Raw genomic sequence first — 23048 nt, 5'->3', positions numbered from 1 at the left:
GTCCCGGGCACGCCCGGGACCGCGCCGGCGAGGGCCCGGTCACAGGCCCGGTGCCGGGAAGTGGGAGGTGAGCTCCCTGACCTCGCCGTGGACTCGGGTGATGACGTGCTTGGCCTCGTCCTCGTCCTTGGCCAGGGCGGTGACGACCTGGTCGATCCAGGCGCCGATCTGCCGCATCTCGGCGACCCCCATGCCACGGCTGGTCACGCCCGCGGTGCCGATGCGGATACCCGACGGGTCGAACGGCTTGCGCGTGTCGAACGGCACGGTGTTGTAGTTGGTCTCCAGACCCGCCTTGTCCAGAGCCTGGGCGGCGGGCTTGCCGCCGATGCCCTTGGGGGTCAGGTCGAACAGGATGAGGTGGTTGTCCGTGCCACCGGAGACCAGGTCGAAGCCGCGGCCGCTGAGCTCCTCGGCCAGCGCCTTGGCGTTCAGGACGACCTGGCGGGCGTAGTCCTTGAAGTCGTCGGTCGCCGCTTCCTTCAGCGCCACCGCGATGGCCGCGGTGGTGTGGTTGTGCGGGCCGCCCTGCAGGCCGGGGAAGACCGCCTTGTTGAGGGCGGTGGCGTGCTCGTCGGAGGTGGCCATGAGCATGGCGCCCCTGGGCCCACGCAGGGTCTTGTGGGTGGTGGTGGAGATGACGTCCGCGTAACCGACCGGGGACGGGTGGGCGCCACCGGCCACCAGGCCCGCGATGTGCGCGATGTCCGCGGCGAGCACGGCACCGACCTCGCGGGCGATCTCGGCGAAGGCCGGGAAGTCGATGGTGCGCGGGATCGCGGTACCGCCGCAGAAGATCACCTTGGGTCGCTCGCGGAGGGCGATCTCGCGCACCTCGTCCATGTCGACGCGGCCGGTGTCCTTGCGAACCCCGTAGCGGACCGGGTTGAACCACTTGCCGGTGGCCGAGACCGACCAGCCGTGGGTCAGGTGGCCGCCGAAGGGCAGGCCCATGCCCATCACGGTCTCGCCCGGCTTCAGGAAGGCCAGGTAGATCGCGAGGTTGGCGGGCGAGCCCGAATAGGGCTGGACGTTGGCGTGGTTCACCCCGAACAGGGACTTGGCCCTGTCGATGGCGATGGTCTCGATCTGGTCGATGACCTGCTGCCCCTCGTAGTAGCGCTTGCCGGGGTAGCCCTCGGAGTACTTGTTGGTGAGGACGGTTCCGGTGGCCTCAAGGACGGCCTTGGAGACGTAGTTCTCCGAAGCGATCAGCTTGACGGTGTCGGCCTGCCGCCGCTCCTCGGCCTTGATGAGTTCGGCGATCTGTGGATCCACGCTGGAAAGAGCACTCATGCGCCTTCACTCCCCTGTCATCGTCGACATCGCGTGAAGACCCAGGCGCTCGGCCTTCTCGCCCTTCAGCTCCCCGGTGGTCTCTCCCACCCTATGCGCCAGTCGCCGCATAGACGATAGCGGACTAACCCATGCGGCTGGCGCGACCTGCGCCGCCGACCGGCCAGAGCCGGTCGACCTCGGCGTTGAGCGTGGCCCCGATGAGCACGGCCAGCGCGGTGATGTAGAGCCAGAGCAGTACGGCGATGGGCGCGGCGAGCGAGCCGTAGATGGAGACCGGGGAGAACCAGGCGGCGAGCACCGCGCGCAGCACCGCGGCGCAGACGATCCAGATGACGAGGGCGAGCACCGCTCCGGGCAGCTCCCGCCACCAGCGCGTGCGTACGGGCACGCTCACGTGGTAGAGCAGGGTAAGGAAGATCACCGAGCCGATGACGACCACCGGCCAGTAGAGGACGTCGACCAGCGGGGCGTAGTCGGTCGGCAGGGCGCCGCGCAGCGCGACGGGTCCCAGAACGAGCACGGGCATCACCACCAGCCCGATCAGCAGGCCCGCGAGATAGAACCCGAAGGACATCAGGCGGGTGCGGATGATGCCCCGCTCCTCGCCGAGGCCGTAGGCGACCGAGATCAGGTCGACGTAGACGAACAGCGCCCGCGAGCCCGACCAGAGCGCGAGCAGAAAGCCCAGGGAGATCAGCGAGACCTGGTTCTCGGGCTTCAACACGTCCTCGATGAGCGGGGTGACGACGGTGTCGACGGCGTTGTCCGTGAAGAGCAGGTGGGCCTGCTGGTCGATCCAGTCGCTGACGTTCTTGACGGTCTCGGGGCCGAACACCCGGGTCAGCTGGCCGAGCACGCCGATCAGGCCGAGCATGAACGGCGGCAGCGACAGCAGCGCGAAGAAGGCCGCCTCCCCCGCCAGGCCGGTGACCCGGTAGGTGACGCCCGCGTTCGTGGTGGCGGTGACCAGCGCCCACAGGTCGGTTCCGCGAATCCACGCGAGCATCGCCAGCAGCCGGGTCCAGACATCCGTGCCGCGGATCCACCCGAGACCCGTGTGCAGCCATGTCCCGGGCCCGCGCGAAGGGCTCCGCTCGGGTTCGGGCCGCTGGGCCGGGGCATCAGTGGACGTCATGCCACACAACGGTATTCCCAGCCGTGCTTGATCACGAGCCAGGCGGGCAACGATCGAATCTCACCCGCCTGCCCGGGCTATCTGTGGTAAAACGCCTCGGCGTCGTCGCTGTCGACGATACGGGCGCCCAGCGGCAGCAGGGAGACGGGAATCAGCTTGAGGTTGGCGAGGCCCAGCGGGATTCCGATGATCGACAGGAAGAGCGGGATCGAGGTCAGCAGATGCCCGATCGCCAGCCAGATCCCGGCCACGACGAACCAGATCACATTGCCGATGGTGGACATCACCCCCGCGTCGGGGTCGCGCACCACGGTCCTGCCGAAGGGCCACAGCGCGTAGGCGGCGATCCGGAACGACGCGATACCGAACGGGATCGTGATGATCAGCACACAGCAGACGATGCCCGCGAGGACATAGCCGATCGCCAACCAGATTCCCGCGAAAACCAACCAGATGACATTCAACAAAGTCCGCATATTCACCAGCATCTCAGGCAGTTTCCATGGCGACGCTGGCGCGTCGCGGTTCGGCCGCTCCTACCCGGCTCCTTCCCTCGTCGACCGGGGCCGCTCGTACCTCACGAACTGCCGGCGACGCTGACGCGTCGCGGTTCGGCCGCTCCTACCCGGCTCCTTCCCTCGTCGACCGGGGCCGCTCGTACCTCGCAGCCCCGCTCTCCTCGGTCCAGTCCCCGGCGCGGCCTACGGCCCGCTCTCCTCGGTCCAGTCCCCGGCGCGGCCTTACGGGTGGTCCCCTCCAGGCCGTGGAGGGGACGCGTCCCTTACAAGGGGTCCTCGGTCCGGTTGATGTGGTCTTGTGTTCGGCTCTCTCCTTGGCCGAGGGGTGCTCTTCCCTTGCCCGGGGGGCCGGCGAAGGCCTGCGCGACCGCCGTCCAGGCCCTCGCGGTCTCGCCGCGTACCAGCAGGGACGTGTCGGCGAGGTGGCGGCGCTGGACCACCAGGAGGCAGAAGTCGAGCATGGTGCCGCGGACCAGGTCGGGGACGCCCGGGGGCCCGGCCGCCCACGGCGATCCGTCGGGCATGGTCAGCTCCACCCGCACCGGCCGCGCCGGCGGCTTCAGGCCGCGCACCGCGAAGCCGTACGGCATGGCGCGTACCCCGAGCGTCGCCACGTGCCTGAGCCTGGTGGTCGGCACGCGCGTGACGCCGAGCGCGTCCGCCACGTCCTGCCCGTGAGCCCAGGTCTCCATCAGGCGCGCGGTGACGAAGGAGGCGACTGACATGTCGGGTCCGTACCAGGGCAGCCTGGCACCGGCGTCCAGCCGGGCGAAGGCCTCCAGACCGCGGGCCCTGGCCTCGCGGAACCAGTCGTGTATCTGGCCGGCGGCCAGGCTGCGCGAGGCGACCGCGAGCTCGTCCACCGCGGAGTCGCCACGGGCCAGGAGGGCGGGCAGGGCGGCGCGGAACCCGTCGGGATCGGTGGCGGAGACGGTGGCGGCGTCGTCGAACCAGGCGAGATGGCTGATCTGGTCGCGCACCATCCAGCCCTCGGCCGGGGTGGCCAGCTCCCACTCCTGCGCGTCGAGCCTTCCGATCATCGCGTCGAGTTCGACCGTCTCGGCGCGCAGATCCGCCAGCAGTTCGTCCACCAGGCCCATGGCGCCTCCCTGTTCCGGCCAAGGCCAGGGTAACCGAGCGATGTTCTAGAGGGAACAGCGCAGAATGGAAGCATGATCTGCCAGGAGTGCAAGGCGCGGCGGCACGAGAAGTGCCGGGGTGGCTCGTGGTGCGACTGCCAGCACAAGCCCGCCGACAGGCCCAGGGAGCCGGCGCTGGGCTGGCCGCGCCAGGGGTGAGCCGGACCCGGATCTCGGCTTCGCGTCCAGATTGTGGACCCGACATTGGACATCCAGTGTCACCAAGGTATCGTCGGTGACATGCCAGCGGACCCATTGCTCGTCGTGCGACGCCACGTCGACCTTCTGCGTGTCCGCAGTGCCATCTGTTGTGACGTCCGTTAACCGTCGCCCTCTGCTGATTTCACCCAGCTCGGCCGCGTAACAGGCGTCCTCCTCTGAGTAATCGACCCCCGCACTCAACGACGAGGCGGGAGGTGCCGCCCGTGCGCGTCCGGAAATCATCCCATCGAGCCTCAAAAAGGACGCGCACATGACGACCCCGGCCCGGCCGGTCAACCGACACCACAAGCGCCCGCGTGGCGAAGGTCAGTGGGCTCTCGGTTACCGCGAACCGTTGAACAAGAACGAGGAGAACAAGAAGAACGATGACGGGCTCAACGTCCGTCAGCGGATCATCGACATCTACTCCAAGCGGGGCTTCGACTCCATCGACCCCTCCGACCTGCGTGGCCGGATGCGCTGGTTCGGTCTCTACACCCAGCGCAAGCCCGGGATCGACGGCGGCAAGACCGCGATCCTGGAGCCGGAGGAGCTCGACGACCGCTACTTCATGCTCCGGGTCAGGATCGACGGCGGCCGGCTCGACCTGGCGCAGCTGCGGGTCATCGCCGACATCTCCAACCTCTACGGCCGGGGCACCGCCGACGTCACCGACCGGCAGAACATCCAGCTCCACTGGATCGAGATCGAGGCCGTCCCCGACATCTGGGAGCGCCTGGAGTCGGTGGGCCTGTCCACCACGGAGGCCTGTGGCGACACCCCGCGCGTCATCCTGGGCTGCCCGCTGGCCGGGATCGACACCGACGAGGTCATCGACGGCTCGGCGCAGATCCAGGAGATCCACGACACCTACATCGGCGACCCCGCCTTCTCCAACCTGCCGCGCAAGTTCAAGGCGGCGGTGAGCGGGTGCCCGGCGCACTGCACCGTGCACGAGATCAACGACGTGGCGTTCGTGGGCGTCGTGAACGACAAGGGCGAGCGGGGCTTCGACCTCTGGGTGGGCGGCGGCCTGTCCACCAACCCGATGCTCGGCAAGCGGCTGGGGGTCTTCCTCACCCCCGAGCAGGTCGCCCCCGCCTACGGCGGCGTGATCGGCATCTTCCGCGACTACGGCTACCGCCGCCTGCGGCACCGGGCCCGGATCAAGTTCCTGATCAACGACTGGGGCGCGGAGAAGTTCAGGGAGATCCTGGAGACGGAGTACCTCGGCCACGCCCTGCCCGACGGCCCCGCGCCCGAGCAGCCGCGCGGCGGCCGCAGGGACCACGTGGGCGTCTTCCCGCAGAAGGACGGCAACTTCTACGTCGGCTTCGCACCGAAGGTCGGCCGCCTGGACGGTGACAAGCTGCACCTGATCGCCGACATCGCCGAGCGGCACGGTTCCAACCGGGTGCACACCACCGTCGAGCAGAAGATGGTCATCCTCGACGTGGCCCCCGACCAGGTCGACAGCCTCGTCGCCGAACTGGAGGCCGGCGACCTGCAGGTCAACCCCTCCACCTTCCGGCGCCAGACCATGGCGTGCACCGGGATCGAGTTCTGCAAGCTGGCCATCGTCGAGACCAAGGCCACCGCGGCCGACCTGATCGACGAACTGGAACAGCGGCTGCCCGATTTCAAGAACCCGCTGACCATCAACGTCAACGGCTGCCCCAACTCCTGCGCGCGCATCCAGGTCGCCGACATCGGCCTGAAGGGCCAGCTCGTCGTCAACGACAAGGGCGAGCAGGTCGAGGGCTTCCAGGTGCACCTGGGCGGCTCGCTGGGCGTCAACCCGGGCTTCGGCCGCAAGGTCCGCGGCCTGAAGACCACCTCCGAGGAGCTTCCCGACTACGTGGAGCGGGTGCTGCGCAACTTCGAGGAGCAGAAGAAGGACGACGAGACCTTCTCCGACTGGGTACAGCGCGCCGACGACGCGGACCTGAAATGAGCGAGCGAGCGGTTCCCTTCCACTGCCCGTACTGCGGCGAAGAGGACCTGGAGCCCTACGAGGGCGACGGCGGCTGGTACTGCCGGTCGTGCGTACGTGCCTTCAAGTTGAAGTTTCTCGGAATCGGGGTGCGCTCGTGACGCGCGGCGAATCCGACGCGGTCCACGCGAGAGCCGACGCGAGGGCCGACGCGAGGGCCGACGATGCCCTCGCGAGCCGCACGGTCCAGACGGCGAGTTCCGGCGCGACGAGCGCACCGCTCCGCGGGGCGAATGAGGATTGGGTGAACGAACGATGACACTGGTGGACATCGAGATCGGGTTACGGCAGCAGCGGAGCGCGTTCGAGCTGCAGGACATCGTCGAGTCGGCCTCCCGGTTCCTGGCGGACGCCTCGGCCCTGGAGATCATCCGCTGGGCGGCGGCGACCTTCGGCGACCGGCTCTGCCTGACCGCCTCCATGGCCGACGCCCTGCTGATCGACCTGGTCAGCCGGGTCAAGCCCGGCGTGGACGTGCTGTTCATCGACACCGGTTACCACTTCGCCGAGACGATCGGCACCCGTGACGCGGTCCAGCAGGTCTACGACGTGAACGTGATCAACGTGCAGCCGTCCCGGACCGTCGCGGAGCAGGAGCGCGACCTGGGGCCGCGCCTGTTCGGACGCAACCCCGACCTCTGCTGCTACCTGCGCAAGGTCGAGCCGCTCAACCGCGCGCTGGAGCCCTACCTGGCCTGGGTCTCCGGCATCCGCCGCGACGAGGCGGTCACCCGCGCCGGTGTCAAGGTCGTGGAGTGGGACGCCAAGCGCCAGATGGTCAAGATCAACCCGATCGCCGGCTGGACGCAGGACGACGTCGACAACTACATGGCCGACAACGGGGTGCTGATCAACCCGCTGCACTACGACAACTACCCCTCGATCGGCTGCGCCCCCTGCACCCGCCAGGTCGCCCCTGGGGAGGACCCGCGCAGCGGTCGCTGGGCCGGCATGGGCAAGACCGAGTGCGGGCTGCACGTATGACGTGGCGCTCCCCCGGCGCCGCTTCCGTGACACCGCTGATCGCGGTGGCGCACGGGTCCCGTGACCCACGCGCCGCCGCGACCGTGGAGGACCTGCTCGACCTGGTACGGATTGCGCGCCCGGAACTCCTCGTGCGCACCGCCTACCTCGACCACGCCGCCCCGACGCTCCCCGCGGCGCTGTCGGGTCTGACCGAGGCGGTGGTGCTGCCGCTGCTGCTCACCGAGGCCTACCACAGCCGGGTCGACATCCCCGGTGTGCTGGCCGAGGCGACGGCCCGCCGGCCCCTGCTGCGCGTGCACGCGGGCGCCACCTTGGGCCCGCACCCGCTGCTGGTCACCGCGCTGGAGCGGCGCCTGGCCGAGGCGGGGGTGGAGCCCGGCGAGCCCGGCACCGCCGTGGTGCTGGTCTCGGCCGGCTCCAGCGACCCGCGGGCCAACGCGACGATCGCCCGGATCGCCGGAGACTGGACGAGGCGGCGTGGCTGGCGGTCGGTGAGCGCCGCCTACGCCTCGGCCGCCGGTCCCACCCCGAAGGAGGCGGTGCTGCGCCTGCGGCGCTCCGGGGCCGCCAGGATCGTCATCGCCCCCTACCTGCTGGCCCCCGGCCACTTCGCCGACAAGATCCGCCGCGAGACCCTGGCCGCGGGCGCCGACGTCGTCGCCGACGTGCTGGGTGCCGCCCCGGAGCTCGCGGCGGTACTGCTCGAACGCTACGACCGGGCCGCGCACCGGCGAAGGGCGCTCGCCACCGCCTGATCCCGCCTGATCCCGCCGGGTCAGGAGGGGCTCGGGGACACGGTGGCCTCGCCCTCGCAGCGCAGCAGGACCATCTTCCCGGTTCTCGGGTCCACCTGGCGCACGTTGTCCCGGCAGACGGGGAAGATCACCTCCCGCACACTGAGCGACCACTTCAGCGGGAAGGGTTTCGCTTCGGTGAGCTGTGCCTCCCAGCCCTCGAAGTAGTCGTCCATCCCTTCGAGCAGCGTGTTCATCGTCTTGCCCGTGCTGTCGATCTCGCCGGGCAGTACGGCCGCGGACACCACCCGCTCACCGGTCACCGGACTCTTCTGTTTCCTGATCGTCGTGGCGCTCCGGTCCTCCTGGGAGATCACCATGGGGAATCCGTCGGGGCCGGTTCCGCAGAGCTGCCTTCTGGGCGGGCCGTCGTCGATCCAGACGACCGCCCGCCGCAGCGGTCCTGAACAGTAGACGTTCACCGTCATCGAACCGCTTCCGGACCCGAGCCGTAGTTCCTCACGTGTCCCGCCGGTCCCGAAATTGCGGGTCATCACCTCACGCACGGGATACGGTTCTCCCAACGGCTGTGACGTGGTCGGCATGTCGGCGGACGGCCGGGCCATGACTCCGGTCCAGACATCGGTGCCGTTCGCGGTGCCCCTGCCGGGGAGGACGTTGAGTGCCACCGCCACGGTGAGGGCGGCCGCGCCGGCCGCGCCCCAGCGGCGGCGCCTGATCGTGCGGACCCGCCGGTGGACGTCGGCGACGGCCACGCCCCCGTTGTGATCCTCACCCCTGTCCCCGGCCAGGATCTCGCGCAGTTCGGACTCGGTGATCGTCATCTCAGCTCCCCGTGGTGATCGCGGCGGTCGCGGGATCGACCCGCAGTCTGCGCAGTGCCCGGCTGGCCTGGCTGCGCACGGTCGGCACCGAGCACCCGAGGATCTCGGCGATCTGCTGGTCGGGCAGGTCTGCGAAGTAACGCAGCACGATCACGGCCCGCTGCCTGCCGGGAAGCCCGGCCAGGACCTGCCTGACCGCCTCCCGGCCGGCCACCGCGTCCTCGGCGGCCTTGTCCGGTGTCTCGGGGAGGTCCGCGCTCGGCACCTCCCCCCGCCACCTGCGCCGCCACCAGCTGGCATGGGTGTTGGCCAGGATGCGGTAGACGTAGGGATCCGGATCGTCGCCCACTCTCCGCCAGGCGAGCCACGCCTTGGCCAGGGCCGTCTGCAGCAGGTCCTCCGCCGTGCCCCAGTCGCGGCACAGCAGGTAGGCGGTCCGCAGCAGGCGGGCCGAGCACTGCTCCACGTAGCGCTCGAAGTCGGCCCGGTCTCGCATCGGGGGGTCCTCACTGCTCGGTGTATGTCATCGAGCACTACGCTCTGGACGCCCCGAGACGTTGCACGCGTCCGGAAACTCACCCGCCGGGGCGCGGGAAGGGATCCCCGACGGGGACGGAGGCGGCCGGGCGCACGGCCACGCGGCGCGGCGGGCCCCAGGGTGGCGCTGAGTGGCGCGGTCCGGGTACGGAGCGGCCCGAGGCGCGCTCGGTCGTGCCGCGGCCCGGGAGTGACCCGGCGCCGGGCGGCGCGGGCAGATGAGAGACCGCTGAGAGACCGCGCGAGTGGGGGGACGTCCGTCAGTGGCCGGGCAGCCGGGGAGGGCGAGGAGGACGGGGAGGGTGCGCTGAGCTCCAGGGCTGGGGGGGCGGGTGGATCTGGTGGCGGTGTGCCTCACCGGGCAGTTCGCCGCGCATCTGGTCCCACTGCTCCCGCCAGGCGGCCCACTTCTTCTTGAGGGGCTTGGCCCGCGAGTCTCCGACCACCTTGATGTCCCCCATGAGGACATAGGCCTTGACCCGGACGATCGGCACGTTCGTGCCCGGGGGCGCCTCGATCACCTGGACCTTCTTGTCCCCCATGATGGCGATGCCGTCGAGCTCGACGTCCACGCCGTCCGGGACGATGATCTTCACATCGCCCATGATCGCGGTGGCCATGATGTCGACCACTCCGGTGCGGACCTCGGCCTGGCGCAGGTCCAGCACGACGTCGCCCATCACGGCGACGGCGCCGAGCGGCTTGTCGATCCGCCAGGTGCCACGCCGCTTGGAGCTGCCCATCACCGCCACGAACCAGCGGCGCGCCGCGCCGCCCCGCTCGGCCTCGGCCGGAGGGTAGGCGGGGGCGGGCACCGGATGGCCACCTGGCAGGTCCGCGGTGAGCACGGCCAGTTCGGCCTGGGTGAGGGCGGTGTAGGCCGCCTCGGTGCGCTCGGTCAGCTCACCGAGGGTCAGCCGTCCCTCGACGGAGGCGACCCGCAGCCATTCGACGGCGGCCTCCCGCTCGGCGTCCGAGACCCGCATTTCCCCAGGATCATTCATGACTCACAACATATCGCGAGTTGTCTGAATAGAGGATCCCCAGAAGGTAGGAAGCATGGTGCGTCCGCACCTGCCGGCGCCCCCTCACCGGGCACCCCGTCCACCATACGGCGACGCGGGGCACCGTGCCGGGCGTCACGGCCGCTGTACGGCCTCCTCCCCGAGGCAGGCAATAGGATCCGTAGGCATGTACCGAGAACTCCTGGACGCGGTGACGGGTAACGACGCCGAGCGGGTCGAGCGGCTGCTGCAGAACGGGACGAGCGCCGACCCCGGCGGCGCGGAAGAGCCCACCGCCCTGTACCTGGCATCGGGCGCGGGGCGCGTGGCCATCGTGCGCGCACTGCTGTCCCACGGAGCCGACCCCAACCGGATCAGCGGCGGACAGGACGCGGGGCTGCCGCTGTGCGCCGCCTCGGCCTGGGACCGCGTCGAGACCGTGGAGGCGCTGCTGGCCGCCGGGGCCGACGTGTCCGGGCGGGAGTCCGACGGGTGGACCGCCCTGCTCTGGGCCGCCGCCAACGGGCGGGCCGACGCCGTCCGTACGCTGCTCGCGGCCGGGGCGGACGCCGAGGACGCCAACGAGGGTGGCGACACCGCGCTCACCCTGGCCACCCGGCGCGGCGCCCTGGGCGTCGTGCGCACGCTGCTGGAGGCCGGCGCCGAGGCCGACCGGCCCGACGGCGACGGCGACACGCCGCTGTCCATCGCCTACGACTGGCTCGGCACCCAGCTGGAGAGCGCGCTTCTCGAGCAGCTCACCGAGCAGGCCCCCGAGGGCTCGCAGTTCGTCGTGGGCCGCAGCCGGGCCACGGACGGCACCGACCTGGTGACCGTCGCGGCGGCCGGCCCGGACGGGACCCGGGTGGCCGAGCTCACCTGCCAGCGCGGGCACGCGGCCGTCGCGACCCTGCTGGAGGACGCGACGGGCGAGCGGTTGCCCTTCGACGAGATGGTCGAGCGGGCGATGCCCTACCGCGACATCGACGAGGAGGCCGAGACCTGGTGGACCGTGGCGAGCTCGCTGAGCCGGCGCGGCGACGGCGAGACCTTCGACGCGGCGGCGCGACTGTGCGCGAGCGAGGATCCGCGCAAGCGGGAGTTCGCCGTCGACGTGCTCGCCGAGTTCGGCTTCACCGAGGACGAGAAGCCCTTCCTGGAGGAGACGCTGCCGATCCTGCGGCGGATGGCGGCCACCGAGGGCGACGAGCGGGTGCTGCGCTCGGTGCTCGGCGCGCTCGGTCACCACGCCGACCCGCGCGCCCTGCCCGAGGTGCTGGAGATCGTCACCTCCGACGGCTGGACCCGCACCCAGGCCGACCCCGCCGCGCTGGCCGCCGTCCTGCCGTCCGGCCACGCCGAGGGGCTCGCACTGCTCATCTCGATGACCGAGGACCCCGACGCGGAGGTACGCGACTGGGCGACCATGGGCCTGGCGGGTCTGGCACAGGACAGTGAGCCGATCCGCGACGCGCTGGCCGCCAGGCTCGACGACGAGGATCTGAACACTGTCGCCGAGGCCACCCGCGGCCTTGCCACCCGGGGGGACGCCCGCGCCCAGCGGGGCGCCGACCGCGTGCTCGCCGAGAGCGACGAGGACGACGACTACGTCCGCGACCTGGTCAAGAACCTCTGAGCCATGAGCCGTGCGCGCGACTCCGCACGGCCGGCGCCGGAGCGGAGGACGCGTACGGCGGGAGGCCGTTTCGGGAGGCCGTCCCCGCCAACTCCACGCGAAAGTCGGACATAGCACCACAATTAAGTGCGCCAATACTCCGGAGGGATGTTGAGATAGGCACAGGAGCCGGCGACGGGCCGGATGAGTTCACCGGAGGCCCCACGTGACCCATGACGTCTTCAACCAGGCAGATCCGCTCACCGGGCACGACGTGTCCGCCGACGCCGCCCTCATGGACGGCGTGGACCGGGAGGGCGCGGGATGGGCCACGGGGGAACTGCGCAGGCTCGGTCTCCTCGCCGGTTCCGAGCAGGCCCAGGAGTGGGGACGGCTGGCGAACGAGCATCCGCCCGTGCTGCGCACCCATGACAGGTACGGGCGGCGGATCGACGAGGTGGAGTTCCACCCCGCCTGGCATGAGCTGATGACCGTCGCCGTCGGCAACGGCATGCACGCCACCCCGTGGACGAGCGCCAGGCCGGGCGCGCACGTGGCCCGCGCCGCCAAGTTCTATCTCTGGAGCCAGGTCGAGGCGGGGCACGGCTGCCCGATCTCGATGACCTACGCGTCGATCGCCGCGCTGCGCCACAGCCCGGTGCTCGCCGCCGAGTGGGAGCCGCTGCTGGCCTCGCGGAGCTACGACTTCGGGCTGCGCCCGCCGCTGGGCAAGCGCGGCGTGCTCGCCGGGATGGCGATGACCGAGAAGCAGGGTGGCTCAGACGTGCGGGCCGGCACCACCCGCGCCGAGCCGCTGAGCGACGGAAGCTACCTGCTGACCGGGCACAAGTGGTTCAACTCCGCCCCGATGTGCGACGTGTTCCTGGTTCTCGCCCAGGCCCCCGGCGGGCTGTCGTGCTTCCTGCTCCCCCGGATCCTGCCGGACGGCACCCGCAACGCCGTCCGGCTGATGCGGCTGAAGGACAAGCTGGGCAACCGGTCCAACGCCAGCGCCGAGGTGGAGTACCACGGCGCGACGGCCCATCTGGTGGGCGAGGAGGGCCGGGGCGTGCGGACCATCCTGGAGATGGTCAACATGACCCGGCTGGACTGCGTGATCGGCTCCGCGGCCGGCATGCGGTACGGCGTCACGCAGGCGGTCCACCACGCCGGGCACCGCGCCGCGTTCGGCAGGAAGCTCGCCGACCAGCCGCTGATGCGCAACGTGCTGGCCGACCTGTCCCTGGAGTCGGAGGCGGCGACCGTCCTGATGACGCGGCTGGCCGGCGCCACCGACCGGGCCATCGCCGGGGACCGGGCCGAGGCCGCGCTGCGCCGCACCGCGCTGGCCGTGAGCAAGTACTGGATCTGCAAGCGCGCTCCGGTGCACGCGGCCGAGGCGCTGGAGTGCCTGGGCGGCAACGGCTACGTCGAGGAGTCGCAGATGCCCCGGCTGTTCCGCGAGTCGCCGCTCAACGGCATCTGGGAGGGCTCTGGGAACGTCGCGGCACTGGACGTGCTGCGCGCCCTGGGGCGCGAGCCCGAGGCGCAGGAGGCGTTCTTCGCCGAGGTCTCGCTCGCCTCCGGCGCCGACCGTCACCTGGACGCCGCCGTCGACCGTCTGCGCAAGTCCCTGGACGACACGACGGACATCGAGGCCCGCGCCCGGCGCGTCGCCGAGGACATGGCCCTGGTACTGCAGGGGTCGCTGCTCGTCCGGCTGGCGCCGACGGCCGTCGCCGACGCCTTCTGCGTCTCCCGGCTGTCCGGCGACGCGGGCCGCGCCTTCGGCACGCTTCCCCCCGGCCTGGACCTGGACGTCCTCGTCGAGCGCGCCTCCTACTGACCCGCCTCCGGCGTGCGTCGCGGGGCCGTTCGGGCATTGCCTCCGGGGAGGCGAGTAGGGTCGGTCCTGGTTGACTCTTCATGATCGAAAGGATGATCGCCATGGCGACGACACGTACCGCGACGACCCAGTGGAAGGGCTCGCTGATGGAGGGCGCGGGCAGCGTCTCCCTCGACTCCTCCGGGGTGGGCACGTTCGACGTGTCCTGGCCCTCGCGCGCCGAGCAGGCAAACGGCAAGACCTCTCCGGAGGAGCTCATCGCGGCCGCGCACTCCTCGTGCTTCTCGATGGCCCTGTCCCACGGGCTGGCCCAGGCGGGCACCCCGCCGCAGACCGTGGAGACCAAGGCCGACGTGACCTTCCAGCCAGGTGAGGGCATCACCGGGATCGTCATCTCGGTCCGCGCCCAGGTCGACGGCCTGACCGCCGAGCAGTTCCAGGAGGCGGCCGAGAAGGCCAAGGCGAACTGCCCGGTGAGCAAGGCCCTCGCGGGCACCACGATCAGCCTCAACGCCGAACTGCTGAGCTGATCACGGCCGACCGTCCACGGTCGTGTCCGGTCACGACCCACCGGCCATGATCGGGCTGATCGCGGCCGGCCCGCTCACCGGGTGGTCACCGCCCGGTTGATCACCGCGTCCGCGTGACCACGCGTGCCCCACGGGCACGCGTGGTCACGAAACGGCCACGGACCGCGTACGGACGACACGCCGAGAGACTAGGACAAAGCTCCTCAACACCGCCATAAGGTGACAAGGGCGAGAACACCCTGCACAAGGGGGCCCGACCAGAGGAGAATAGGGTCACATGCGCGAAGTCTGGCCAGGAGAGTCCTATCCGCTTGGCGGCACCTGGGATGGTGTGGGCGCCAACTTCTCCCTGTTCTCCGAAGCCGCCGAACGAGTCGAGCTCTGTCTTTTCGGAGACGACGGGCACGAGGAGCGCGTCGAGCTGACCGAGGTCGACGGGTTCGTCTGGCACGGCTACCTCCCGGGGATCATGCCGGGACAGCGGTACGGCTACCGCGTCCACGGTCCCTACAACCCCTCCCATGGGAACCGGTGCAACCCCTCCAAGCTGCTCCTCGATCCCTACGCCAAGGCCGTCGAGGGCGACCTGAGATGGAACGAGGCGCTCTTCTCCTACCGATTCACCGACCCCGGCAGTCGCAACGACACCGACACCGCCCCCTTCATGCCGAAGAACGTGGTGGTCAACCCGTTCTTCGAGTGGGGAAACGACAGGCCGCCCCGGACCCCGTACCACCAGACCGTGATCTACGAGGCGCATGTCCGCGGGCTCACCATGCGCCACCCCTCGGTGCCCGCAGAAAAGCGCGGCACCTACGCGGGACTGGGCCACCCCGCGGTCATCGACCACCTGCTGGGCCTGGGCGTCACCGCGGTGGAGCTGATGCCGGTGCACCAGTACGTGCCCGAGCACGCGATGGTCGCCAGGGGCCTGACCAACTACTGGGGTTACAACACGATCGCCTACCTGGCCCCGCACGCCGCCTACTCCGCCTCGGGCCAGCGCGGCGAGCAGGTGCAGGAGTTCAAGGCGATGGTACGGGCGCTGCACGAGGCGGGGATCGAGGTCATCCTCGACGTGGTCTACAACCACACCGCCGAGGGTGACCACATGGGGCCCACGCTGAGCTTCCGCGGCATCGACAACAGGGCGTACTACCGCCTGCACGACGGCGACCGGCGCTACTACCTCGACTACACCGGCTGCGGGAACTCCCTCAACGTCCGCTCGCCGCACGCCCTCCAGCTGATCATGGACTCGCTGCGCTACTGGGTCCTGGAGATGCACGTGGACGGCTTCAGGTTCGACCTGGCCTCCGCCCTCGCCCGCGAGCTGCACGACGTCGACCGGCTGAGCGCCTTCTTCGACCTGATCCAGCAGGACCCGGTGATCTCCCAGGTGAAACTGATCGCCGAACCGTGGGACGTGGGGCCCGGCGGCTACCAGGTCGGCAACTTCCCGCCGCTCTGGATGGAGTGGAACGGCAAGTACCGCGACAGCGTCCGCGACTTCTGGCGCGGCAGCGGGTCCGCGCTGCCCGAGTTCGCCTCCCGGCTGACCGGCTCCGCCGACCTCTACGCCACCTCGGGACGCCGCCCCGTGGCCTCCATCAACTTCGTCACCTGCCACGACGGGTTCACCCTGACCGACCTGGTCTCCTACGACCACAAGCACAACGAGGCCAACAAGGAGAACAACCGCGACGGCACCGACGACAACCGGTCGTGGAACTGCGGGGTCGAGGGTCCCGCGGAGGACCCGGAGATCGTGAGCCTGCGCAGGCGCCAGCGCCGCAACTTCCTGGTCACCCTGTTCATCTCCCAGGGCGTGCCGATGCTGCTGGCCGGTGACGAGTTCGGCCGGACCCAGGGCGGCAACAACAACGCCTACTGCCAGGACAACGAGATCTCCTGGGTCGACTGGTCACTGGCCTCCGAGGAGGCGGGCCTCCTCGACTTCGTCAGGAGCCTCTCCAGGCTGCGGCGCGAGCATCCCGTGTTCCAGCGGCGCCGCTTCTTCCACGGCCACAAGGCCGACGACGGCACCCGCGACATCGTCTGGCTCACCCCGGCGGGAGAGGAGATGTCGGCGAGCGACTGGCACACCGGCTACGCCAAGTCACTGGCCGTCTTCCTGAACGGCGACGCCATCACCGAGCCGGGCACCCGCGGCGAGCGGATCACGGACGACTCGTTCCTGCTCCTGATCAACGCCCACCACGAGGAGATGATCTTCACCCTCCCCGGGGCGAAGTACGGCAAGCGGTGGCGGCGGGTGCTGGACACCGCCGAGGAGGGGGCGGAGCTCCTCTCGTCCTCGCAGGAGTCCTGGCCGGCCGAGAGCGTGGTGGAGGTGACCGCCCGCTCGGTGCAGATCCTGCACTGCGAGCGGGCGTAGGGCCGGCCGCTCGCGGCCTTCAGGCCCCTGACGCGATCGCGGCGGTGAGCAGGACGAGCACGAACGTCGCCACACCGGCCGCGCCGTGCAGCACGACCGCCACCATGGGGAAGCGCTGCTCGGCGCCGCGGGCGTGGCGTCCGCCGCCCAGCCAGCGGGTGAACATGGTGAAGCCCAGCAGCGCGGAGAGCGCGAGGACTCCGAAGGACAGCCAGGCGAAGGTCGGCTCCAGGGTGCGTACGTACACGATCCAGCTGGCCAGGGCGGACACCGCCAGGGCCGGATGGGCGAAGATGAGCAGCGCGGGAAAGCGGGTGACCTTGGTCGCCTGCTGGCGGAGCCCTCCCCCGGAGAGCCACAGGTACAGCAGGTAGATCCCGACCATCGCGGTGATCAACCATGTCACGATCGTGACCAGCCCCACACAGCCCTCCCGTGTCTCCCGGAACGAATCATGTACCGGGAGCCGTCCCGAGTCACCCCAGCCCTCGGATCCAGTATCGAACGCCCCGGGAGAACTCACAGGTCGTTTCCATGCGAAGGTAGGAGAATGCGCCTCATTCACCCCGAGACCTCGGCCGAGGTCGACCTCGTCCGCGCCTATGCCTACCCGGCCGGTCCCTGCCTGCGGATCAACATGGTCGCCAGCGCCGACGGCGGCACCTGGGTGCGGGGGCTGTCGGGCGGGCTGTCCGGCAGGGGTGACCGCCAGGTCTTCTGGACGTTGCGCGGGCTGGCCGACGTCGTCCTGGCCGGTGCGGCGACCGTGCGGGCCGAGGGGTACGGCCCGGCACGGCCCAGGCCGTCGTGGCAGGGGCTGCGCGAGGGCCGCCCGGCCGCCCCGCCGGTGGCGGTGATCACTCGCGGGCTCGACCTCGACCTGTCGGGCCCCCTGTTCACCGAGGCGGAACCGTACGCCCGGACCATCGTCATCACCTGTGAGGCCGCCCCCAAGGAGCGCCGCGAGGAGGCCGCCGGGCGCGCCGAGGTGATCGTGGCCGGGGGCGAGCGGGTGGATCCGGTGCTGGCGCTGGAGGCGCTCCGCGAGCGCGGCCTGAGCCGGGTGCTCTGCGAGGGCGGCCCGAAGACCAATGCCCAGCTGGCCGCCGCGGACCTGGTCGACGAGCTCTGTCTCACGGTGAGCCCGCTGCTGATCGGCGGGGACGCCGCCCGTGCCCTCGACGGCCCTCCCTCCCTCACCCACCTGCGCCTGGCCCACGTGCTGGAGGACGAGGGGTTTCTCTTCACCCGGTATGTCCGGCGAGACGAGAAGGCCGGAGCCCTCTAACGCCGGAGGTCCCGGCGTTCCATGATTCGTGTGGACATACCTCTAGAGAAACGATATATCTCGACCATGGAACGATCATCCTCCTCCGGTGACGAATTGCGCGCCTCACTCGAGGCCCGCCGGGACCTCGGACCGGAATACGAAGACTCCCTCGTCGAGGGTTTCCTGGAGAAGATGGACCGGGAGATCGACAAGCGGGTGGACGACCGGCTCGCCGCCCGCAAGGAGAGCCCCGCGGTCCGTCCCTCCGTGGACGCCGGGCAGCGGCTGGCGCTGGCGATCGTCTCCCTGGCGACCGGGATACCCGCGACGATCGGGCTGGCCTTCTCCGGCCTGGGCGACTCGATCCTCGCGTTCATCCTGGTGCTCGTGTGGGTCGGCATCATCAGCGTGAACATGTCGTTCGCCCTGGCACGGCGGCGCCAGGGCTGACCGTCCGCCTCCCGCTTCCACTTCCATGTCAAGCAAGCGTACGCTTGGGCAAGTTTCCGGTACGGCTGACGCGGGAGTGACGAGTGGACGAGTACCGCAATCTGATCGGCGGCCGCCTGGTGGCCGCGGCCGACGGCCGCACGCTGGACTCCGTCAACCCCGCCACCGGCGAGGTCTGGGCCCGCGTCCCGGCGAGCGGCAGGGCCGACGCGGAGGCCGCCGTCGCGGCGGCGCGCGCGGCCTTCCCCTCCTGGTCCGCCATGCCCGCACTCGGCCGGGCGCACTTCCTGCGCGGGGTGTCGGAAGTCTTCGCCCGGCACGCCGAGGAACTGGCCAGGATCGAGACCACGGACAACGGGCGCATCCTGCGGGACACCCTGAAGAAGGACCTGCCCGGCATGACCCACCTGTGGCAGATCGCCGCCGGGCAGGTGCTCGACGCGGTCAAGGGCGAGACGGTGATCCTCGGCCCGGACAGCCTGGGTCTCACCCGGCGCGAGCCGTACGGGGTGGCGCTCTGCGTCATCCCGTGGAACTCCCCCGTCTCGACGTTCTCCGCCAAGGCGGCCTACGCGCTGGCCGCGGGGAACACCGTGATCGTCAAGCCCGCCGAGCAGGCCTGCGCCTCGGTGCTGCGCCTGGGCGAGCTGCTGGCCGAGGTGCTCCCGCCCGGCGTGCTCAACATCGTCAGCGGCCTCGGCGAGGACGTCGGCGACCCGCTGGTCAGGCACCGCGGGGTCAACAAGATCAGCCTCACCGGCTCCACCCAGACCGGGCAGGCGATCACCCGGGCCTCGGCCGACCACCTCAAGCCGCTGACCTTCGAGCTGGGCGGCAAGTCACCGAACATCGTGTTCTCCGACGCCGACCTGGACGCCGCCGCCCAGGGGGTGACCGTCAACTCGGTCTACACCGGCAACGCCGGACAGGTCTGCGTGGCCGGGTCCCGCATCCTGATCCACCGGCCGGTCTGGGACGAGATGATCGGGCGGATCACCGCGATCGCCTCGCACGTCCGGCTGGGCGACCCGCTCGACATGGCCACCACGATGGGCCCGATCGTCTCGGCCGGGCAGTACGAGCGGGTCGCCTCCTACCTGGAGATCGCCGAGAAGGAGGGCGCCGAGCTGGTGTTCGGCGGCCAGACGGGGGCCGACGTGGTCCCGTCCATGCCCGGTGGCTACTGGGTGGCCCCCACCCTCTTCACCACCTCCGACAACGCGCTGCGCGTCTGCCAGGAAGAGATCTTCGGCCCGGTGGCCGTGGCCATCCCCTTCGACACCGAGCAGGAGGCTCTGACGATCTCCAACGACTCCCCCTACGGACTCGCCGCCGGCGTGTGGACCCGCGACCTCGGCCGCGCCCACAGGTTCGTCCGCGACCTGCAGAGCGGCACCGTCTGGGTCAACACCTTCCGCCAGATGCCCCCGGGACTGCCCTTCGGCGGCGTCAAGGACTCCGGGTACGGGCACGACGCCGTACTGGAGTACACCAGGGAGAAGGCCGCGATCATCCACATCTGACGGGCGAGCCCCGCCCTTTACCAGAAACCGAATATGGTTCTAGAGTCTGGGGCATGGGAATCGCGATCACCGAGGAGCACCTGGCGCTGGCCGTCTCCGTGCACGGCTTCGCCGGACGGAACATCACGGCGCGCGGCATGGAGCACGAGCCGTTCCGCGCCGCGCTGGCCGCGCAGGGCCTGCTCGGGCTTCATCTGCCCGAGACGTGCGGAGGGCAGGGCGGCGGCCTGCGGGAGCTGGTGGTCGCCCTGGAGGCGCTCGGCGAGCACTGCACGCCGGGCTCCCACCTGCCCACGGTCCTGGCCTCGGCCGTCATCGCCCGCGCCGCCCACGCGCCGTCCCCCCACCACGACCTGCTGCGCGCGCTGGCGGACGGCACGCTGACCGCCGCGATCGCCCTGCCCGGCGGTGCCCGTACGGCCACGACGAGCGCGGCGGACGCGACCGGACCGGCCGCCGTGACCGTGCTCGGCTCCGCTGATGCCGGGGTGTTCGTGGTCCCGCTTCCCGACGGCCGGTGGGCCGCGCTCGACCCCGGGGACTGCTCGGCCAAGGCGGCCGACGGCATCGACCTGACGCGGCCGCTGGCGGCGGTGACGGTGACGGCCGTACCCCAGGAGCGTGTGCTGGGCGGCGTGACCTCCCGCCTCGTCTCGGACCTGGCCGCCGTCCTGCTCGGGGCGGAGGCCTGCGGGGTGGCGGCGTGGGCGGTGTCCACCGCCGCCGAGTACGCCCGGGTACGGGAGCAGTTCGGACGCCCGATCGGCCAGTTCCAGGGGGTGAAGCACAGGTGCGCGGCCATGCTCGTCGCCCTCGAACAGGCCCGCGCCGCCGTCTGGGACGCCGCCCGTGCCCTCGACGGGGCCGCTCAGGGGGCCGGTGTCGATCCGGAGGACGAGGTCGCGCTGGCGGCGGGGGTGGCCGGGGTGCTCGCCGCGGACGCCGCCGTGCGGTGCGCGGCGGACACGATCCAGGTGCTGGGCGGCATCGGCTACACCTTCGAGCACGACGCCCACCTCTACTACCGCCGCGCGCTCTGCCTGCGGGCGCTGAGCGGCGACGCCGGGGAGTGGGCCGAGCGGGTGGCCAGGATGGCGGCGGCCGGAGCGCGGCGGCCGATGGAACCGGACCTGCCCGAGGAGGCCGAGGAACTGCGGCACCGGATCAGGGCGGAGGCCGCGTCACTGGCCGCCGAGGAGCGGGAGGTCAGGCACGGTCGCATCGCCTCCGAGGGGTGGATCATGCCGTACCTGCCCAGGCCGTGGGGGCGCGGAGCCTCCCCGCTGGAGCAGGTGGTCATCCACCAGGAGTTCAGGGATGTCAAGCGCCCCAATCTCGGCATCGCCGCCTGGGCGGTCCCCTCCATCGTCCGCCACGGCACCCCTGAACAGCAGGAACGCTTCCTGCCCGGCACGTTCACCCGCGAGATCACCTGGTGCCAGCTCTTCAGCGAACCCGGTGCGGGCTCCGACCTCGCCTCACTGTCCACCAGGGCCGTACGGGTGGAGGGCGGCTGGTCGCTGAACGGCCAGAAGATCTGGACCTCCCTCGCGCAGTGGGCGCAGTGGGGGATCTGCCTGGCCAGAACCGACCCGGACGCCCCCAAGCACGAGGGCATCACCTACTTCCTGGTCGACATGTCCTCACCCGGCGTCACCGTCCGCCCGCTGAAGGAGATCAACGGCGACGAGATCTTCAACGAGGTCTTCCTGGACGACGTCTTCGTCCCCGACGACCTGGTCGTCGGCCAGGTCGACGCGGGCTGGCGGGTCGCCCGCGACACCCTTTCCCACGAGCGCGTCGCCCTGGGTGACTCCTGGGGGCCCGGCTCCCGGCACACCGACATGGTCGCCCTGATCGACACCCTGGGCGGGCCCGGGGCACTCCGCCCCTCCGCCCTGGAGGAGGCGGGCCGCCTGTGGGCGTCGGGGCAGGCCATCTCCGCCCTGGGCCTGCGTGTGACGCTCTCCCAGCTGGCCGGGAGCGACTCCGGTACCGCCTCCAGCGTCCGCAAGCTGCTGGGGATGCGCCACTCCCAGGCCGTGTCGGAGTTCTGCTGGTCCATCGCGCCGGACTCGCCGTACTGGAACCGCATGATCCTCGCCACCCGCGCCTTCACCATCGGTGGCGGCACCACGGAGGTCCAGCTCAACATCATCGCCGAGCGCGCGCTCGGCCTCCCCCGTGACCCCTGAGTCCGGGGCCGCCGTTCACCGGAAGCCGCGGGCAGGTCCGCCCCGGAGCCGCCACGGCGGCGGGACCGGGCACTCGACGGGGCGGACCTTGTGACCACCTGCCTCATGCCCACCGGGCCCAGGCGCTGGCGCGCCACCCGGACGGCGGCATTCCGGCCGGCCCGCGGAACGTGGGCGACCGGGCAGGTGATCCCACCCCTCAACGGGAAGGTGAATCACCCTCCACTCTTTTAAAGACGCCAAAACGGTCATCAAAGGATGCTTCGCCCGTCAAGATTTTTCCGAACGGGACCACCCCGGGCCTTGTCCCGCCACACACCACGGCGACCGCATAGGCTGATGTGATGGACAAGGTGGTAAAGAGCGACGCCGAATGGCGCGTCCAGCTCTCTCCCGAGGAGTTCCGCGTGCTTCGCCAGGCCGGGACCGAGCGGCCCTTCACCGGGGAGTACGTCGACACCAAGACCGTGGGCGTCTACAGCTGCCGGGCCTGCGGCACCGAGCTGTTCCGGTCCGACACCAAGTTCGACAGCCACTGCGGCTGGCCGAGCTTCTACGAGCCGTCGAAGTCCGACGCGGTGACGCTGATCGAGGACCGCTCGATGGGCATGGTCCGCGTCGAGGTCCGGTGTGCGACCTGCGACTCGCATCTCGGCCACGTGTTCCACGGCGAGGGCTACGGCACGCCCACCGACGACCGCTACTGCATCAACTCCGTCTCGCTGAGGCTGGAGCCCACCGAATAGACCTGCGCGTCGCGATCCGGCCGGTCCGCGACGCGCGGGGACAGCCACATCGGTCCATCCCGGAGGTTAGCGAGGCGCGGGAA

General features: G+C 70.7%; 23 protein-coding genes and 1 riboswitch. Of the genes, 15 read left to right on the top strand and 8 right to left on the bottom strand.

Going from position 1 to position 23048, the window contains the following annotated elements:
• Positions 1 to 39: 39 nt before the first annotated feature.
• The 4 genes from glyA to AB0J58_RS27185 all read right to left on the bottom strand — a co-directional run bounded on the left by glyA (position 40) and on the right by AB0J58_RS27185 (position 4052).
• Positions 40 to 1296: a serine hydroxymethyltransferase gene (gene glyA / locus AB0J58_RS27200; RefSeq protein ID WP_343967454.1), complete on the bottom strand. Its 1257-nt coding sequence runs from the start codon at positions 1294 to 1296 to the stop codon at positions 40 to 42.
• A gap of 32 nt (positions 1297 to 1328) precedes the next feature.
• A riboswitch (ZMP/ZTP riboswitch) is annotated at positions 1329 to 1412 on the bottom strand.
• A gap of 8 nt (positions 1413 to 1420) precedes the next feature.
• The gene (locus tag AB0J58_RS27195; RefSeq protein ID WP_364220461.1) at positions 1421 to 2434 is read right to left on the bottom strand and encodes a YihY/virulence factor BrkB family protein; all 1014 of its coding nucleotides are present in this window, start codon (positions 2432 to 2434) and stop codon (positions 1421 to 1423) included.
• 77 nt (positions 2435 to 2511) lie between these two features.
• On the bottom strand, positions 2512 to 2910 hold the full coding sequence (locus AB0J58_RS27190; protein ID WP_364220458.1) for a YccF domain-containing protein: 399 nt from the start codon (positions 2908 to 2910) through the stop codon (positions 2512 to 2514).
• A gap of 305 nt (positions 2911 to 3215) precedes the next feature.
• Entirely contained in the window at positions 3216 to 4052 is an 837-nt protein-coding gene (locus tag AB0J58_RS27185; protein ID WP_364220455.1) for a TIGR03084 family metal-binding protein, read from the bottom strand.
• A 72-nt stretch (positions 4053 to 4124) separates the two neighbouring features.
• On the opposite strand from AB0J58_RS27185, the gene AB0J58_RS27180 reads away from it, so the two are divergent.
• The 6 genes from AB0J58_RS27180 to AB0J58_RS27155 all read left to right on the top strand — a co-directional run bounded on the left by AB0J58_RS27180 (position 4125) and on the right by AB0J58_RS27155 (position 8027).
• Entirely contained in the window at positions 4125 to 4250 is a 126-nt protein-coding gene (locus AB0J58_RS27180) for a hypothetical protein (protein WP_343967462.1), read from the top strand.
• An 81-nt stretch (positions 4251 to 4331) separates the two neighbouring features.
• The gene (locus AB0J58_RS27175) at positions 4332 to 4415 is read left to right on the top strand and encodes a putative leader peptide (protein ID WP_350917820.1); all 84 of its coding nucleotides are present in this window, start codon (positions 4332 to 4334) and stop codon (positions 4413 to 4415) included.
• A 148-nt stretch (positions 4416 to 4563) separates the two neighbouring features.
• Complete coding sequence (locus tag AB0J58_RS27170) at positions 4564 to 6246, top strand: nitrite/sulfite reductase (RefSeq protein WP_343967464.1); 1683 nt, start codon at positions 4564 to 4566, stop codon at positions 6244 to 6246.
• A complete protein-coding gene (locus tag AB0J58_RS27165; RefSeq protein WP_012893136.1) occupies positions 6243 to 6386 on the top strand; it encodes a hypothetical protein in 144 nt (47 codons plus the stop codon). The genes AB0J58_RS27170 and AB0J58_RS27165 overlap by 4 nt, the downstream gene beginning before the upstream one ends.
• A gap of 154 nt (positions 6387 to 6540) precedes the next feature.
• Positions 6541 to 7269 (top strand): phosphoadenylyl-sulfate reductase, encoded by a 729-nt coding sequence (locus AB0J58_RS27160; protein ID WP_364220452.1) that lies wholly within the window; start codon positions 6541 to 6543, stop codon positions 7267 to 7269.
• Complete coding sequence (locus tag AB0J58_RS27155) at positions 7266 to 8027, top strand: sirohydrochlorin chelatase (protein ID WP_364220449.1); 762 nt, start codon at positions 7266 to 7268, stop codon at positions 8025 to 8027. Before AB0J58_RS27160 ends, AB0J58_RS27155 begins: the two co-directional genes overlap by 4 nt.
• Before the next feature lie 20 nt (positions 8028 to 8047).
• On the opposite strand, the gene AB0J58_RS27150 is transcribed toward AB0J58_RS27155, so the two are convergent.
• The 3 genes from AB0J58_RS27150 to AB0J58_RS27140 form a co-directional block, all read right to left on the bottom strand.
• Positions 8048 to 8851: a hypothetical protein gene (locus tag AB0J58_RS27150; protein WP_364220446.1), complete on the bottom strand. Its 804-nt coding sequence runs from the start codon at positions 8849 to 8851 to the stop codon at positions 8048 to 8050.
• A 1-nt stretch (position 8852) separates the two neighbouring features.
• Positions 8853 to 9347 (bottom strand): SigE family RNA polymerase sigma factor, encoded by a 495-nt coding sequence (locus AB0J58_RS27145; protein WP_364220443.1) that lies wholly within the window; start codon positions 9345 to 9347, stop codon positions 8853 to 8855.
• 301 nt (positions 9348 to 9648) lie between these two features.
• Positions 9649 to 10392, bottom strand: a complete 744-nt coding sequence (locus AB0J58_RS27140; RefSeq protein ID WP_364220440.1) for a DUF1707 domain-containing protein — start codon at positions 10390 to 10392, stop codon at positions 9649 to 9651.
• Between the two features lie 187 nt (positions 10393 to 10579).
• On the opposite strand from AB0J58_RS27140, the gene AB0J58_RS27135 reads away from it, so the two are divergent.
• The 4 genes from AB0J58_RS27135 to glgX all read left to right on the top strand — a co-directional run bounded on the left by AB0J58_RS27135 (position 10580) and on the right by glgX (position 16781).
• Entirely contained in the window at positions 10580 to 12028 is a 1449-nt protein-coding gene (locus tag AB0J58_RS27135; RefSeq protein ID WP_364220437.1) for an ankyrin repeat domain-containing protein, read from the top strand.
• A gap of 205 nt (positions 12029 to 12233) precedes the next feature.
• Positions 12234 to 13853, top strand: coding sequence for an isovaleryl-CoA dehydrogenase (locus tag AB0J58_RS27130; protein WP_364220434.1), 1620 nt, complete (start codon positions 12234 to 12236; stop codon positions 13851 to 13853).
• A gap of 101 nt (positions 13854 to 13954) precedes the next feature.
• Entirely contained in the window at positions 13955 to 14383 is a 429-nt protein-coding gene (locus tag AB0J58_RS27125; protein ID WP_343967483.1) for an OsmC family protein, read from the top strand.
• 277 nt (positions 14384 to 14660) lie between these two features.
• Entirely contained in the window at positions 14661 to 16781 is a 2121-nt protein-coding gene (gene glgX, locus AB0J58_RS27120; protein ID WP_364220430.1) for a glycogen debranching protein GlgX, read from the top strand.
• A gap of 19 nt (positions 16782 to 16800) precedes the next feature.
• On the opposite strand, the gene AB0J58_RS27115 is transcribed toward glgX, so the two are convergent.
• Positions 16801 to 17205 (bottom strand): hypothetical protein, encoded by a 405-nt coding sequence (locus AB0J58_RS27115; protein ID WP_364153234.1) that lies wholly within the window; start codon positions 17203 to 17205, stop codon positions 16801 to 16803.
• A gap of 126 nt (positions 17206 to 17331) precedes the next feature.
• Here AB0J58_RS27115 and AB0J58_RS27110 point away from each other — a divergent pair, with 126 nt between their 5' ends.
• From AB0J58_RS27110 to msrB, 5 genes are all read left to right on the top strand, one after another.
• Positions 17332 to 18069 carry a pyrimidine reductase family protein gene (locus tag AB0J58_RS27110; RefSeq protein WP_364220427.1) on the top strand — a complete coding sequence of 246 codons (738 nt, stop codon included), beginning with the start codon at positions 17332 to 17334 and terminating at the stop codon, positions 18067 to 18069.
• 66 nt (positions 18070 to 18135) lie between these two features.
• Positions 18136 to 18501, top strand: coding sequence for a hypothetical protein (locus tag AB0J58_RS27105; protein ID WP_343967492.1), 366 nt, complete (start codon positions 18136 to 18138; stop codon positions 18499 to 18501).
• 83 nt (positions 18502 to 18584) lie between these two features.
• Complete coding sequence (locus AB0J58_RS27100; protein WP_364220424.1) at positions 18585 to 20024, top strand: aldehyde dehydrogenase family protein; 1440 nt, start codon at positions 18585 to 18587, stop codon at positions 20022 to 20024.
• Between the two features lie 53 nt (positions 20025 to 20077).
• Complete coding sequence (locus AB0J58_RS27095) at positions 20078 to 22219, top strand: acyl-CoA dehydrogenase (RefSeq protein ID WP_364220421.1); 2142 nt, start codon at positions 20078 to 20080, stop codon at positions 22217 to 22219.
• A 344-nt stretch (positions 22220 to 22563) separates the two neighbouring features.
• Positions 22564 to 22965, top strand: coding sequence for a peptide-methionine (R)-S-oxide reductase MsrB (gene msrB, locus AB0J58_RS27090; RefSeq protein WP_364220418.1), 402 nt, complete (start codon positions 22564 to 22566; stop codon positions 22963 to 22965).
• Positions 22966 to 23048 lie beyond the last annotated feature (83 nt).

This window comes from Streptosporangium sp. NPDC049644 (assembly GCF_040675205.1).
In the GTDB taxonomy this organism is placed as follows: Bacteria; Actinomycetota; Actinomycetes; order Streptosporangiales; family Streptosporangiaceae; genus Streptosporangium; species Streptosporangium fukuiense.
The sequence above is the reverse complement of the archived record's forward strand: the minus strand, read 5'-3'. Positions and strand labels throughout refer to the sequence as shown.

Coding starts and splice junctions, on each gene's coding strand:
- glyA (WP_343967454.1), bottom strand. CDS start 1,296: ATGAGTGCTCTTTCCAGCGTGGATCCACAGATCGCCGAACTCATCAAG.
- AB0J58_RS27195 (WP_364220461.1), bottom strand. CDS start 2,434: ATGACGTCCACTGATGCCCCGGCCCAGCGGCCCGAACCCGAGCGGAGC.
- AB0J58_RS27190 (WP_364220458.1), bottom strand. CDS start 2,910: ATGCGGACTTTGTTGAATGTCATCTGGTTGGTTTTCGCGGGAATCTGG.
- AB0J58_RS27185 (WP_364220455.1), bottom strand. CDS start 4,052: ATGGGCCTGGTGGACGAACTGCTGGCGGATCTGCGCGCCGAGACGGTC.
- AB0J58_RS27180 (WP_343967462.1), top strand. CDS start 4,125: ATGATCTGCCAGGAGTGCAAGGCGCGGCGGCACGAGAAGTGCCGGGGT.
- AB0J58_RS27175 (WP_350917820.1), top strand. CDS start 4,332: ATGCCAGCGGACCCATTGCTCGTCGTGCGACGCCACGTCGACCTTCTG.
- AB0J58_RS27170 (WP_343967464.1), top strand. CDS start 4,564: ATGACGACCCCGGCCCGGCCGGTCAACCGACACCACAAGCGCCCGCGT.
- AB0J58_RS27165 (WP_012893136.1), top strand. CDS start 6,243: ATGAGCGAGCGAGCGGTTCCCTTCCACTGCCCGTACTGCGGCGAAGAG.
- AB0J58_RS27160 (WP_364220452.1), top strand. CDS start 6,541: ATGACACTGGTGGACATCGAGATCGGGTTACGGCAGCAGCGGAGCGCG.
- AB0J58_RS27155 (WP_364220449.1), top strand. CDS start 7,266: ATGACGTGGCGCTCCCCCGGCGCCGCTTCCGTGACACCGCTGATCGCG.
- AB0J58_RS27150 (WP_364220446.1), bottom strand. CDS start 8,851: ATGACGATCACCGAGTCCGAACTGCGCGAGATCCTGGCCGGGGACAGG.
- AB0J58_RS27145 (WP_364220443.1), bottom strand. CDS start 9,347: ATGCGAGACCGGGCCGACTTCGAGCGCTACGTGGAGCAGTGCTCGGCC.
- AB0J58_RS27140 (WP_364220440.1), bottom strand. CDS start 10,392: ATGAATGATCCTGGGGAAATGCGGGTCTCGGACGCCGAGCGGGAGGCC.
- AB0J58_RS27135 (WP_364220437.1), top strand. CDS start 10,580: ATGTACCGAGAACTCCTGGACGCGGTGACGGGTAACGACGCCGAGCGG.
- AB0J58_RS27125 (WP_343967483.1), top strand. CDS start 13,955: ATGGCGACGACACGTACCGCGACGACCCAGTGGAAGGGCTCGCTGATG.
- glgX (WP_364220430.1), top strand. CDS start 14,661: ATGCGCGAAGTCTGGCCAGGAGAGTCCTATCCGCTTGGCGGCACCTGG.
- AB0J58_RS27110 (WP_364220427.1), top strand. CDS start 17,332: ATGCGCCTCATTCACCCCGAGACCTCGGCCGAGGTCGACCTCGTCCGC.
- AB0J58_RS27105 (WP_343967492.1), top strand. CDS start 18,136: ATGGAACGATCATCCTCCTCCGGTGACGAATTGCGCGCCTCACTCGAG.
- AB0J58_RS27095 (WP_364220421.1), top strand. CDS start 20,078: ATGGGAATCGCGATCACCGAGGAGCACCTGGCGCTGGCCGTCTCCGTG.
- msrB (WP_364220418.1), top strand. CDS start 22,564: ATGGACAAGGTGGTAAAGAGCGACGCCGAATGGCGCGTCCAGCTCTCT.